The 11,907-nt window shown below is 67.2% G+C and carries 12 protein-coding genes and 1 riboswitch; of the genes, 3 read left to right on the top strand and 9 right to left on the bottom strand.

Annotated features, from left to right (window positions below):
• Positions 1 to 56: 56 nt before the first annotated feature.
• A complete protein-coding gene (locus ACI6S0_RS11995) occupies positions 57 to 335 on the top strand; it encodes a chorismate mutase (protein WP_004207932.1) in 279 nt (92 codons plus the stop codon).
• Positions 336 to 417: 82 nt separating this feature from the next.
• Here the strand turns inward: ACI6S0_RS11995 and ACI6S0_RS11990 are convergent, their stop codons facing one another.
• The 7 genes from ACI6S0_RS11990 to ACI6S0_RS11960 all read right to left on the bottom strand — a co-directional run bounded on the left by ACI6S0_RS11990 (position 418) and on the right by ACI6S0_RS11960 (position 6,667).
• On the bottom strand, positions 418 to 1,392 hold the full coding sequence (locus tag ACI6S0_RS11990) for a cupin-like domain-containing protein (RefSeq protein WP_434403186.1): 975 nt from the start codon (positions 1,390 to 1,392) through the stop codon (positions 418 to 420).
• Positions 1,393 to 1,464: 72 nt separating this feature from the next.
• A complete protein-coding gene (locus ACI6S0_RS11985) occupies positions 1,465 to 2,367 on the bottom strand; it encodes a DMT family transporter (protein WP_434405941.1) in 903 nt (300 codons plus the stop codon).
• 45 nt (positions 2,368 to 2,412) lie between these two features.
• Positions 2,413 to 3,873: a GntP family permease gene (locus tag ACI6S0_RS11980; protein WP_434403185.1), complete on the bottom strand. Its 1,461-nt coding sequence runs from the start codon at positions 3,871 to 3,873 to the stop codon at positions 2,413 to 2,415.
• The gene (locus ACI6S0_RS11975) at positions 3,866 to 4,900 is read right to left on the bottom strand and encodes a patatin-like phospholipase family protein (protein WP_004207927.1); all 1,035 of its coding nucleotides are present in this window, start codon (positions 4,898 to 4,900) and stop codon (positions 3,866 to 3,868) included. The genes ACI6S0_RS11980 and ACI6S0_RS11975 overlap by 8 nt, the downstream gene beginning before the upstream one ends.
• Before the next feature lie 107 nt (positions 4,901 to 5,007).
• On the bottom strand, positions 5,008 to 5,655 hold the full coding sequence (locus tag ACI6S0_RS11970) for a heme exporter protein CcmB (RefSeq protein ID WP_010336308.1): 648 nt from the start codon (positions 5,653 to 5,655) through the stop codon (positions 5,008 to 5,010).
• Positions 5,646 to 6,263: a heme ABC exporter ATP-binding protein CcmA gene (gene ccmA / locus ACI6S0_RS11965; protein ID WP_434403184.1), complete on the bottom strand. Its 618-nt coding sequence runs from the start codon at positions 6,261 to 6,263 to the stop codon at positions 5,646 to 5,648. The genes ACI6S0_RS11970 and ccmA overlap by 10 nt, the downstream gene beginning before the upstream one ends.
• Entirely contained in the window at positions 6,260 to 6,667 is a 408-nt protein-coding gene (locus ACI6S0_RS11960) for a metallopeptidase family protein (RefSeq protein ID WP_099234354.1), read from the bottom strand. The genes ccmA and ACI6S0_RS11960 overlap by 4 nt, the downstream gene beginning before the upstream one ends.
• A gap of 40 nt (positions 6,668 to 6,707) precedes the next feature.
• Between ACI6S0_RS11960 and ACI6S0_RS11955 the strand changes: the two genes are divergently transcribed.
• Positions 6,708 to 6,998 (top strand): 4a-hydroxytetrahydrobiopterin dehydratase, encoded by a 291-nt coding sequence (locus ACI6S0_RS11955; protein ID WP_004207923.1) that lies wholly within the window; start codon positions 6,708 to 6,710, stop codon positions 6,996 to 6,998.
• A gap of 35 nt (positions 6,999 to 7,033) precedes the next feature.
• Positions 7,034 to 7,142: riboswitch (SAM-I-IV-variant riboswitch) on the top strand.
• A 57-nt stretch (positions 7,143 to 7,199) separates the two neighbouring features.
• On the top strand, positions 7,200 to 8,246 hold the full coding sequence (locus ACI6S0_RS11950) for a threonine aldolase family protein (protein WP_434403183.1): 1,047 nt from the start codon (positions 7,200 to 7,202) through the stop codon (positions 8,244 to 8,246).
• Positions 8,247 to 8,276: 30 nt separating this feature from the next.
• On the opposite strand, the gene ACI6S0_RS11945 is transcribed toward ACI6S0_RS11950, so the two are convergent.
• Positions 8,277 to 8,774 carry a hypothetical protein gene (locus ACI6S0_RS11945; protein WP_037512401.1) on the bottom strand — a complete coding sequence of 166 codons (498 nt, stop codon included), beginning with the start codon at positions 8,772 to 8,774 and terminating at the stop codon, positions 8,277 to 8,279.
• Positions 8,771 to 11,104: a patatin-like protein gene (locus tag ACI6S0_RS11940; RefSeq protein ID WP_434403182.1), complete on the bottom strand. Its 2,334-nt coding sequence runs from the start codon at positions 11,102 to 11,104 to the stop codon at positions 8,771 to 8,773. Before ACI6S0_RS11940 ends, ACI6S0_RS11945 begins: the two co-directional genes overlap by 4 nt.
• Positions 11,105 to 11,907 lie beyond the last annotated feature (803 nt).

Here is an 11,907-nt window from a genome sequence, read left to right as displayed (position 1 = left end):
CAGTAACGGAAAAGCCACGCCTTTTCCCGCCGCGATGCCCCTGTGGAGAATGCCAGGTGGATGAGACTTTGAAGCGCTATCGCGAGAGCATCGACAATATCGACGCGGCGCTTGTCTTCATGCTGGCGGAGCGGTTCAAGGTCACCCAGGCGGTGGGCGAATATAAGGCGACCCACGACCTGCCGCCGGCCGATCCGGGCCGGGAGGAACGCCAGATTTCGCGCCTGCGCCAGCTCGCGCTCGACGCCAATCTCGACCCCGACTTCACCGAGAAATTCCTGCGCTTCATCATCGACGAGGTGATCCGCCATCATGAGCGGCTGCGGGAAGGCTGATTTTAAAAAAATGCGCGAAAGAGCGCATTTTTGAGGCGGTGGTGCGGCAGGATGTGCGGCAGCACATTCTCCAGACAACGCTCTAACCCGCTGGATAATTTTCATGGCCCGCATTGGGCCAGTGGAAATGCGTGTAGGTCAGCATGGTCGAGAAGCTTTCCGACCGGACCTGATGCCACCAGCCGATCGGGATGAAGAGCAGATCGCCCGGCGTCAGGCGCACTTCGTAGCGCAACACGTCGCGTGCGCGCGGGTATTGATCCAGCCGCGCCGGATCGGTGAGGTCGCCGACATCGCTGAAGACATGGCGGTTATGCGCCAGCCGGCTGGTCTGCGACGGCGGCACCAGAATGACATGCTTCGTGCCCGTCACCTGCGCCAGCAGATTGTTGGTGAGGTCGAAATGCAGCGGGGTGAAGGCGCCCGCGCCGCCGATCCAGAGCATGCCGGGCGTCGGCGCCAGATAGGTGTCGGGATGGCCAAGGTCGGCCTGCAGCGGCGCGAGGGCCGGGCCGTTCGCTGCGCTGTTATAGGCGGTCAGATAGGCATCATTGCCGCCGTCGCGCACCAGGGCGATGAACTGGCGGAAGGGCGCGCGGCGCTTGTGCCGGTCCTTGGCCAGCTCATAGTCGGCGGCCTGTGCGCGGCCGCCCTGATATTCGATTTCCGCCGCGCCAATGGCATCGACCAGATAGTCCGGCGTCCATTTTGCGCAGGCGGGCCAGCCCTCCATCGCCCCCTTGATCAGGACCGGGCGGCCGGGCGCGTAGAAATTATGGAGGAAATCCTCGCCTGACAGCGCGTCGGCGGTCAGCAGGCCGGAGGCGTAGGGGGACAGGGCGCGCTGCTGTTCCATGACATTCAGCAGCCAGTCGCGCCGCTTGAGCGCGAGCGCGCTGTCGTCGCGGGGCGCTGGTGCGGGCTTGGGCGGCACATGGGGCATGGCATTGGCGGACGGCGCGCCAAAGCCGACCTGGCGCAGGGTCATCTGCATCTGCATGTCCGCCGCCTGCGACAGGATCGAGGGCAGCGGCGGGGTGCGGCCGGATTTGCTCATGACCCGCCCTAGCGCGCGATCATGACCGCCATGTTGCAGGATGTGACGAACCTGTGACGGCGCGGTGGCGGCTCAGGCCGGCTCCACCACCTCGGTGGGTTTCGGCTGCGACCGGCCCAGCAGCACGCCGCCCAGCGCCAGCGCGAAGCCGGCGATCTGCACCGGGCCGAGCTTCTCGCCGAACAGCAGCCAGGCCTCGACTGCGGCAAGCGGCGGCACCAGCAGCAGCAGCATCGACATGCGCGTCGGCCCCTGGGTGCGCACCAGCCACACCAGCAGCGACAGGCCGGCCGCCGACAGGCCCAGCACCGACCAGCCAAGGCCGATCCACATCATCGGGCTATTGTCCCAGCGCCATTCGCCCACGATCAGGGTAGCGGCGATCGCCACCAGTGCGCCGCCGGCATTCTGCACCGCGCCCGACACCCAGATCGGATCGCCGCCGATCGTGCCGCGCTGGATCAGCGTGCCGCCGGTCATCGCCAGCACCGCGACAATGCCGGCAACGGCGGGGATCAGGGTGATCGCGCCCGCGCCTGATTTGGCGATCGCCGGCATCAGCACGCAGCCGACGCCAAGGATGGCGATGGCAAGGCCGGTCCAGGCGCGCGCGGGCAAGCGCTCGCCCAGTATCGCGACGCTGGCGACCGCGACCATCAGCGGCTGGGTCGCGCCCAGCAGCGACATGATGCCGGCCGGCATGCCATGGCTGACCGCCCACCAGCTGAGCGTCAGGTAAAGGCCATGCAGCATCGCGCCTGCCGCCAGATGCAGCCCCAATTGCCGGCCGCGCGGCCAGGGCTGGCGGCCATGCAGTGCCAGCGCGCCCAGCAGCAGCGCGGTCAGGCACAGGCGCGCGGCCAGGATCAGCTCAGGCGCGCCATGGGGCACCATCGCGCGGGCGACGATGAAGCCGGTGGACCAGATCAGGACGAACAACAGGGATGCGATAATGCCGAACATGGCGCAGCCCATGGCCGATGCGCGCGCGCCTGTCGACCCGGCCAAGGGGCGAAGGGATCAGAAGCTGCCGATCGTTGACCCGATCAGGATCACGGCGACCAGTGCCGCGAGCGAGCTGACGATGCCGGCCATGGCGATATCCAGATAGGATTCGCGGTGGGTCACGCCGCTCAGCGCCAGCAGGGTGACGATCGCGCCATTATGCGGCAAGATGTCGAGTGTGCCCGATCCGATCACCGCCACCCGGTGCATGATGGCGGGATCGGTGCCGGTCTGCGCCGCAATCTCCATATAAGTTGGCCCCAGCGCCTCCAGCGCGATGGTGAGCCCGCCCGAGGCCGATCCGGTGAGCGCGGCGAGCAGGTTGGTCGCCACCGCCAGCGACACCAGCGGCCCGCCGCCCATGCCCAGCACCCAGTCACGGATCATGTGGAAGGCGGGCAGCGCCGCGATCACCGCGCCGAAGCCGACCAGGCTCGCCACGCTGATGATCGGCAGCACGGCGGCGTTGGCGCCCGAATCGATGCTGTCGCGCAGGCTGACGAGGCGGCCCCGGTTGCACAGGATGATGGCGAGCGTCGCGATCATCAGCGCCGCCGTCACCGACCATATGCCCGCAACCGCGCCCAGGCTGGTGCTGCCCCACAGCGGCTCCGCCAGGAAGGGCGCATCCCAGGTCGGGAACAGCCAGAGCGAGAGGATGAGGTTGCAGCCGATCATCACCCCGATCGGCAGGAAGGCGATGGCGAGCGAGGGGCGGTCGTCGGTCGGCGCCCCTTTGTCCATCTCTGCGGGGTCGAAGGTGGAGGCGGTGGTCGTATGCTCGCGCATCCGCGCGCTGTCGACCGGCGCGGCGGGGGAGAGGCTCGGGTCATAGCCTTCCAGCCGGGCGGCGGCGGCCGCCTGCGCCCGCAGCAGCCAGCCCAGCCCCACCGCCAGCATGATGACCGCAGCGATCAGGCCCAGGCCCGGCGCCGCATAGATGGAGGTGCCGAAGAAGGGCATGGGAATGACATTCTGGATCGCTGGCGTGCCGGGCAGGGCGGTCATGGTGAAGGTCGATGTGCCCAGGATGATGGTGGCCGGCACCAGCCGCCGGGGGATATTGCCGGCGCGGAACAGCGCCTGCGCCATCGGCACCAGCACGAAGAAGGCGACGAACAGGCTGACCCCGCCATAGGTCAGGATCGCGCCGGCCAGCACCACCGCCATGATCGCGCGGCCGGACCCCAGCCAGCCGATCATGGCATCGGCGATGCTGCGCACCGATCCGCTGTCGTTCATCAGCTTGGCGAAGATCGCCCCGAGCAGGAACAGCGGGAAGAATTGGGCGAGGAAGCCGGCGGCGGCGACCATGAATATCTGGGTCCAGCTCGCCAGCATCGGATAGCCCGAAAAGCTGGCGGCGATCATCGCCAGCGCCGGGGCGAGGAACAGGACGCTCCAGCCGCGATAGGCCATGGCGATCAGCGCACCGAGCGCGACCAGGATGCCGAGGAAGCTCAATGCCTCAGACATGGGCGAGCAGCGCGTCGATATCGAGCGTCGATTCCCGGCCGATCGCCTGGCCATGATCCTTCAGGAAATCGTCCGCCGCCTTGCGCCCGATCTTCTTGAGCTTCCACAGGAAAGCCCATTCGGCGTTCAGCTTGGACGAATGGCCGAATTGCAGCATGTCGGCGCTGGCGATGCGGTGGATGCGCATCTTCGCCCATTTCTCGCCCTCGCCATGGCCGGGGTCGGCGACCTGGCGCAGCAGCGCCATCATCCGGATTTCCTGCAACAGCACGGCGTTGAAGGAAATCTCGTTCAATCGGCTGGCAATGTCGCGCGCGGCGTAGAGGTCGGTAGCGCGCTCGACCGGGTTCACCTGGATCAGGATGGTGTCGTCGGAATCGCAATCGCGCACCAGCGGCGTCAGCGTCGGATTGCCCGAATAGCCGCCGTCCCAATAGGCCTCGCCATCGATCTCGACCGCGTGGAACATGGTGGGCAGGCAGGCGGAGGCTAGCAGCACGTCGGGGGTGATTTCGGCATTGCGGAACACGCGGGCCTGGCCGGTGCGCACGCTGGTCGCGGTGATGAACAGGCGGATCGGGCTGGCGGCGAGATGGTCGAAATCGACGCACTCGTTGAGGATGTCGGTCAGCGGATTGAAGCCGCCCGGATTGAGATCATAGGGCGAGCAGAGCCGCGCCATCAGGTCCATGCCGACATAGAGTGGCGAATAATCGAGCGTCCAGCGGCCGAGCGCTATGTCGAGCGGGCTGCGGCGGAACGGGCTGAACATCGCCCCGTCCGACACCTTGCTCCAGAAACGGGTGAGGGCGCGGCGGGCACCCGGCGCGCCGCCATGGGCATAACCGCTGGCCAGCACGGCGGCGTTCATCGCCCCGGCCGACGTGCCGGATATGCCATCGATCCGCAGCCAGGGTTCCTCCAGCAGGCGGTCGAGCACGCCCCAGGTGAAGGCGCCATGGGCGCCGCCACCCTGCAGGGCCAGGTCGATCAGGCGGCTTTGCGGTGCGGCAGTCGGATCGGGCATCGGGCACCTCGCGCTTGGCGGGCATGGCCCGCTGTCGGAGCTTGTTGCGATGCAGCATGGGACCATTGCGGCCCGCCAATGTCAACGCCCTGCGCGTTGCACAAACCTCATTCCCGACCCGCGCGGATCGCCGCGCCGCCCGCGATCGGCGTGATCGCGACCAGCAGCAGGGAGGCGGCGCCCAGGAATTTGAACGCGGCGCCGCTGCCGTCGCCCAGCGTGCCCGCGCCAAAGATCAGCAGCGGCACCGCCAGCGGCAGGGCGAGCAGGCCCGCCAGCGCGCCCGACGAGCGCAGCCCGGCGGTCAGGGTCGCCACCAGCAGGCCAAGCGCGGCCAGCGCGGGCGTACCGATCAGCAGCCCGGCCTCCAGCGTCAGGATCGTGGCGCCGTCCAGCTTCAGCAGCGCGGCGGCGGGCAAGGCGGCGATCATCAGCGGCGGACCGAAACCCAGCCAATGGGCGATCAGCCGGGCGATCACCACCATCTCCTCGCTGATGCCGCGCAGCGCGATCTGGTCCAGGATGCCGGCATCGCGATCCGGCGCGACCAGCCGGTCGACCGGCAGCAGGCTGGCGAGCAGCGCCGCGATCCACAACATGCCGCCACCGGTGCGGGCGAGCAGGGCGGCATCGGGGCCGACCGCGAAGGGATAGAGGCTGGCGACCAGCAACAGGAAGGCGACCGGCAGCCACAGGCCGGCCGAGCGCCAGGCCTGTCCCAGGTCGCGGGCGACGAGCAGGGCGATCAGTCGCATGACGCCTCCTGCGCCGGGTCCGGCACATGGGCGGCCATGGCGATCCGCACCGGATCGGTCAGCGGCAAAGGCTGGTGCGAGGCGGCGACGACGATGCCGCCGGCCGCCAGATGGTCTGCCACCGCGGCGCCGAGCAGCGCGACCGACGCATCGTCCAGGCCATTGGCCGGCTCGTCGAGCAGCCAGATATCCGCGCCGCTGGCGATCACGCGGGCGAGCATGGCGCGCTTGCGCTGGCCGGTGGACAGCATGCGCACGGGCACATCGCGCAAGGGGGCGAGCGCCAGGGCGTAGAGCGCGCGGTCGAGCGCGGCCGCATCCACCCGGTCAAGCTGTGCCCAGAAGCCGAGTGCGCGATGAAGCGGCAATTCCATGTCGAGTGCCAGCCGCTCGTCGGCCAGCGCGACGCTGCCCTGGCGGTCGATCGTCCCGGCATAGGCGGGCAGCAGTCCGGCGCACTGGCGCAGCAGGCTCGACTTGCCGATGCCGTTGGCGCCGTGCAGCAAGGCGCTGCCGCCAGCCGCCAGCACCAGGTCGACGCCGGCAAAGAGCAGGCGTCCGCCGCGCAGACAGGCCAGGCCCGACAGGCGCAGCGCCGCGCCGCTCATGGGGCGACCATATCCTCCAGCACATGCATGTCGATGTCCGACAGGCCGAAATGATGGCCGATCTCATGCACCACGACATGGGTGATGAGCGCTTCGAGCGGCACGCCGGTTTCGACCCATTCGTCGAGCAGCGGGCGGCGGAAAAGATGCACGGTCGGCGGCAGGTCGCCGGTCTGCGCCTCCTGCCCGAAGGGACGGCCGCTATAGAGGCCGGTCAGGCCGAACGGATCGTCAATCTCCATCTCCTTCAATATATCGGCGTCGGCGAAATCCTCGACCAGCATCACGACATTGGAGAGATAGGAACGGAAGGGCTCGGGCAGGCGGTTCAGGGCCTCCAGCGCGAGTGTCTCGATTTCCTGTGGGGTAGGGGCGAAGCGGAACGATTGACCAGTGTCAGGCATGGCTGTCACATAGGCGAAAGAAATAACGCAGGATAGAGAAATGCTTGCCAGACTGAACGAAACGGAACGGGCGATCGCGCTGGCGGATTTGCCCGAATGGACGGCGGTCGCCGAACCGGACGGGATCGCGCGCAGCTTCACCTTTCCCGACTTCGTCGCCGCCTTCGGCTTCATGACGCGGGTGGCGCTGCTGGCGGAAAAGGCGGACCATCATCCCGAATGGTCGAACGTCTATAACCGGGTCGAAATCACGCTCACCACCCATGATGCCGGCGGCCTGTCGCAACGGGACATCGATCTGGCGAAGGGGATAGAGGCGCTGCTGCGCTGACGCTTGACGCGGCATCGCCCGGCCGATAATCGCCCCGGCAACATCAAGAGTCGGGCCAACGTCCGACACCAACCTGCTCCCCGAGCAAGGTGGTGCCTTTCGAAAGAGGGGGATGTGGCCGGACCGGCAATCCAACGGGACATGCAGCCACGACGACGTTGATCCGATGCTTGGTCACACACCAGCAGACGGAAGCATGACGTGCCCATTTCCACACAGCAATTTGCCAGCGACAATTATGCCGGGGCCTGCCCCGAGGCGCTCGACGCGATGCTTGCGGCGAACAGCGGATCGGCAACGGCCTATGGCGAGGATGAATGGACGCAGCGCGCGGCCGACAATTTCCGCACCCTGTTCGGCGGCGATGCGGAGGTCTTCTTCGTCTTCAACGGCACGGCCGCCAATTCGCTGGCGCTCGCGGCGCTGTGCCAATCCTATCATAGCGTGATCTGTTCGGCGTCTGCCCATGTCGAGACCGACGAATGCGGTGCGCCCGAATTCTTCTCCAACGGGTCGAAGCTGCTCGCCGCGCCCTCGGCCGACGGCAAGCTGACGCCGGATGCGATCCGGCAGCTCGCGACCAGCCGGTCCGACATCCATTTCCCCAAGCCGCGCGTCGTCACCATCACCCAGCCGACCGAGACCGGCCTTGTCTACACGGTCGAGGAAGTGCGCGCGATTTCCGCCGTGTGCCGCGAACTGGGGCTGAAGCTGCATATGGACGGCGCCCGCTTCGCCCATGCCTGCGCCAGCCTTGGCTGTGACCCGTCGGAGATCAGCTGGAAGGCGGGCGTCGATGTGCTCTGCTTTGGCGGCACCAAGAATGGCATGGCCGTGGGCGAGGCGGTGATCTTCTTCGATCGCGCGCTGGCGCAGGATTTCGACTATCGCTGCAAGCAGGCGGGGCAACTGGCGTCGAAGATGCGTTTCCTATCGGCGCCCTGGATCGGCCTGCTGGAAAGCGGCGCCTGGCTGCGCAACGCTCGCCACGGCAATGATTGCGCGCGCCGGCTGGCGGCGGCGATCGCCGACCTGCCCGATGTCAGCCCGATCTTCCCGGTGGAGGCCAATGCGCTGTTCCTGTCGGCCCCCGCACCGGTGCTGGATGCCCTGCGCGCGCGCGGCTGGCGTTTCTACACCTTCATCGGCGGTGGTGCGCGATTCATGTTCGCCTGGGATGCACAGGTGGAACGGGTCGACGAACTGGCCCGCGACATCAGGGAAGCCTGCCTGGCAGTCGCCGCCTGACCGGATGGCGCTAGTGCGGGCGAGGCGGCCTCAGGGTTCCTCGCCCTCGATGCGGGCGTCATAACTGCTCAGCGCGCTGATGACGTCCGGCATCTTTTCGTAGCGCTTGCGCAGCAAGGCCAGCTTCGCGTCGGTGCCGGAGCAGAGTTCGGCGACGCTTTCCTCGATATAGGCGCGCCGTTCCGCATCATAGGGTTCCTCGCCGCGGAAATGGTCGCAGCTGTCGCGGTCGACCATGAAGGCGGTGACTTCGCGCGGGAAGGGGGCGGGCTGGGCTGCATTGCTGGACGGCGGCAGGTCGAGCGAATTGGTCGGGCCGGGCGGGCCGACGGTGACGATCGGCGCCGGGCGCGAGGGCAGGACGGCGGGCGGAGCGGGCGGCGGCGGATCGGGCTGGACGACGGCAACGGCCACCTGCTGCGGCGTGCTGACCGGGGCGGCCTGTGCGCTGTCATCGGACGAGCCCTTGCAGCCGGTGACGAGCACCAGCGCCAGCATCATCGGAAACAGCTTCAAACGCCCCTTCACCCGATTTCCTCCCGCAGTCCGGCGATCAGATCCGCAACATGCGGCAAGCGCGACTCTTCCTCGTCGAGGATCGCCAGAAACGCTGCCCGCCTATAGTTGCGCAACGCCCCTTCGGGAAGACGGGTTGGGGCAGGAATTGCGGAAATTACGATATCCAGCAGACGCTCCACCCCATGGAGCCTGCCCCACAGATAGTCATTCTCCCGATAGACCCGGCTGAAGAAGGCACCAAAATTGTTGAATTCTATGCCTTTTAGCGTGGCGTTGGCGCCGCCGGCGCGGATGGCGGTGCAATCTTCGGGCGAAATCCGGTCGACCTTGATCGGATCATATTCATCGACAGCGTCACCCTGAAGCAACGGTAGGGTCGCGATGTCGGAGAAGGGGAAGCCGAGATAGGCCAGCAACATGGTGCGGCGCCCGGCCTTGGGCAAGTTGGCGAGCGCTTCGGCCAGCAGCATGTCGGCGGCTTCGTCGCGGGCGCGCAGGCCGCGCGCCTGCGCCATCGCCTCCAGCGCGGCACCGGCGTCGGTCGGCACCTGCGCCGCGGCGGCGCGGACATGATCATTGTAGAAATCATTGCCCTCGCATTCGGTATAGAGGGCGAGCGCGCGATAGATGGCGTCGTGCATCGCCTGCACCGCTTCGCTGTCGGCATCGGCCTCCAACTCCAGCGTCTCGGCCAGCCGCCGCGCCAGGAAGCGCAGCCGGCGGATGCGGAAGGGGAGGTCATGGGTGCGGAAGAAGAGGACGGGCGCGGCGGCGGAGCCGGCATCCTCGGTCAACTGGTCGGCACCGATCGCGCGCACCTGCTTCCAGATCGCCTGGCGATAGGCTTCGCGCATCATCGGCGCATCCTCGCCGCTCAACTGGAACAGACGCGCGGCCAGATCCTCGACGATACCCGACAGCTTGAGATGGGCATAAGCGGGGAAGGCGAAACCGGCCGAGGCGGCGGCACGCTGCTGCGCCTTGCCGCGCCAGGCCGACAGGCGCGCCGGCGTGGGCCGGTCGAGGAACAGCATGCGGCCGATAGCCCCCTCCACCTCCGCCTCGATACCGGGGCGCAGCGCCTGGATGATCCGGCCCATGCGGCGGATGCGGGCGGAATGGCGGTCGATCGCCTCCAGATTGTCGCGGATCGGCTGTTCGCGCGGAATGTCCGACAGCGCGCCGAAGATGGTGCGGAAAAAGCCGGGGAGCGGCATATTCTCGCCGATCGGCGCTGCTTCCTCCTCGCCCTCGCGGTTGAGGTGGATCGACCGGTGGCCGGGCTTGGGATCGATATAGACGAACCGACGGTCGACCTCGCGCCGCGACGGCCGGTTCTTGAGCGCGCCGATCGCCTGGGCGAAGGGGGCGTTGGCCAGCACCGATCCGTCGATCAGCACCGCGTCCTCCGCCTCGCCCCGTGCCGCCCGGCGCGGCAGTACGCGCGCCAGGAAGGCGTCGCGGCCGGGCCAGGCGCGGTGGCGGCGCTTCAGCACCCGGTCCAGCTCGCGCACGGTGAAGGGCGGGAAGGCGCCGGGGAAGCTGGCGGTGGCGCGCGCGGCAAAGACCAGCTCGGCCGGATCGGCAAAGCCGCTGGCGCTGCCGCCCCGGCCGCGAAAGCCGATCGACAGCCGATGTTCGGTCTCGATCACCTGGGGCGGGCTGTTGAGGCTCAGGCTCTGCACATGGCCGTCGAAATCGGTGACGGTGACGAACAGGTCGAGCGGATGGCCGTCGGGCAGCAGCGACGGGCCGGCCGGCGTCGCCGCCATCGCGTCGAACGCGTCGAGCAGCATGGTCGAGAATATCGCCCCGCCAAAGGGCGGCTCGAACCAGCGCGAGCGGATGAAGCGCGACAATTTCATCCGCACCTCTTCGCGCGTGTCCGGGGCGACGGTGCGCTCGACCGCGTCACCGGGGCGGCGCGCGGCCATCCATACCAGCGGCGTCGCCCAGAATTTGGTCAGCGCGCGGGCGGGGCGGGCATCGGGATCGAGCAGTTCGTCGACATCGGCATTGTCGAGCCACAGCGCGGTCAGCGGTTCCAGAGACTGGCCGGTCTCGATTGCCTGGGCCAGGAAGATGCCGTTGATGCCACCCGCGCTGGCGCCGGCGATGATGTCGGGCAGGATGCGCAGCCGCGTGCCGCTCGCTGCCTCGATATCGGCGAGCAGCCGATGATAGACCGTCTCGCTCGCCTCCTGCGGCGCCACCCCGTCATGAAAAGCCCGGCTCGCCCGCGTCAGGTGCCAGATTTCCTTGGTGATGCCGTGCATGTAGACGGCCAGGCTGATCCCGCCATAACAGACGAGCGCGAGGCGTAATTCCTTCTCCCTCATGGGGATAGGGATCGCAAAGCCAGGCCGCCTTGTCGAGAGGCGGAATGTCCCACCCCCTGTCCGAAAGCGGGAAGGGGGCGGAGGTGGGTGGCTAAGCAACGGCCTGTTTTCCACCGTCATCCCCGCGCAGGCGGGGATCCATCTCCCCAGCGTCGGACCAGATGCAAGGTCAGGGGATGGATTCCCGCCTACGCGGGAATGACAAAATGGGTTGGGGAGCGGACTGTCCGAAAATCCTCCCCAAGCTTGCTTGGGGAGGGGGACCGCCGAAGGCGGTGGAGGGGCAATAGCGTTGCGCTTGCGCCATTTCCCCTCCGTCAGCGCTTCGCGCTGCCACCTCCCCAAGACAAGCTTGGGGAGGAACTGGGAACGACCAAAAATGGTCGATTTATGGCGAGCCGCTAAAAGCCTAGCGCCTTGAATAAAGCGTTTTCCTCTTCATCACTGATGCGTCGGGTGCGCAGGCTATGTATCTCATTTATCAGCAATCCGCGCCTCGTTATTTTCCCAGTAAAATCAGCTTCGATCAATTCGCTCGAAATTCCGGGATGGTAGAGCGCGCTGTAGAATTGGTCGCTTAAACGTCTATTTCCAAACATGATGGCGATGCCTCTTCGACTGCACTCAGTGCTGACAAGCGCAAAGCCGTGCTCGAATGTGCCGATAAGGATGCCTTTCCACCGCACCGAAGTGCCCCACCAGCCCGGAAACCCGCGCGGGATTTGACACATTGACTTCGGCGCTTCGACAGGTGGTGCGCACGACATCAAGGAGAGGAGCAGTAAGGCTATTGAAGGACCGCG

This window comes from Sphingobium sp. DN12 (assembly GCF_051058005.1).
Classification (GTDB): Bacteria; Pseudomonadota; Alphaproteobacteria; order Sphingomonadales; family Sphingomonadaceae; genus Sphingobium; species Sphingobium yanoikuyae.
This window is presented reverse-complemented; position numbering and strand designations above follow the sequence as displayed.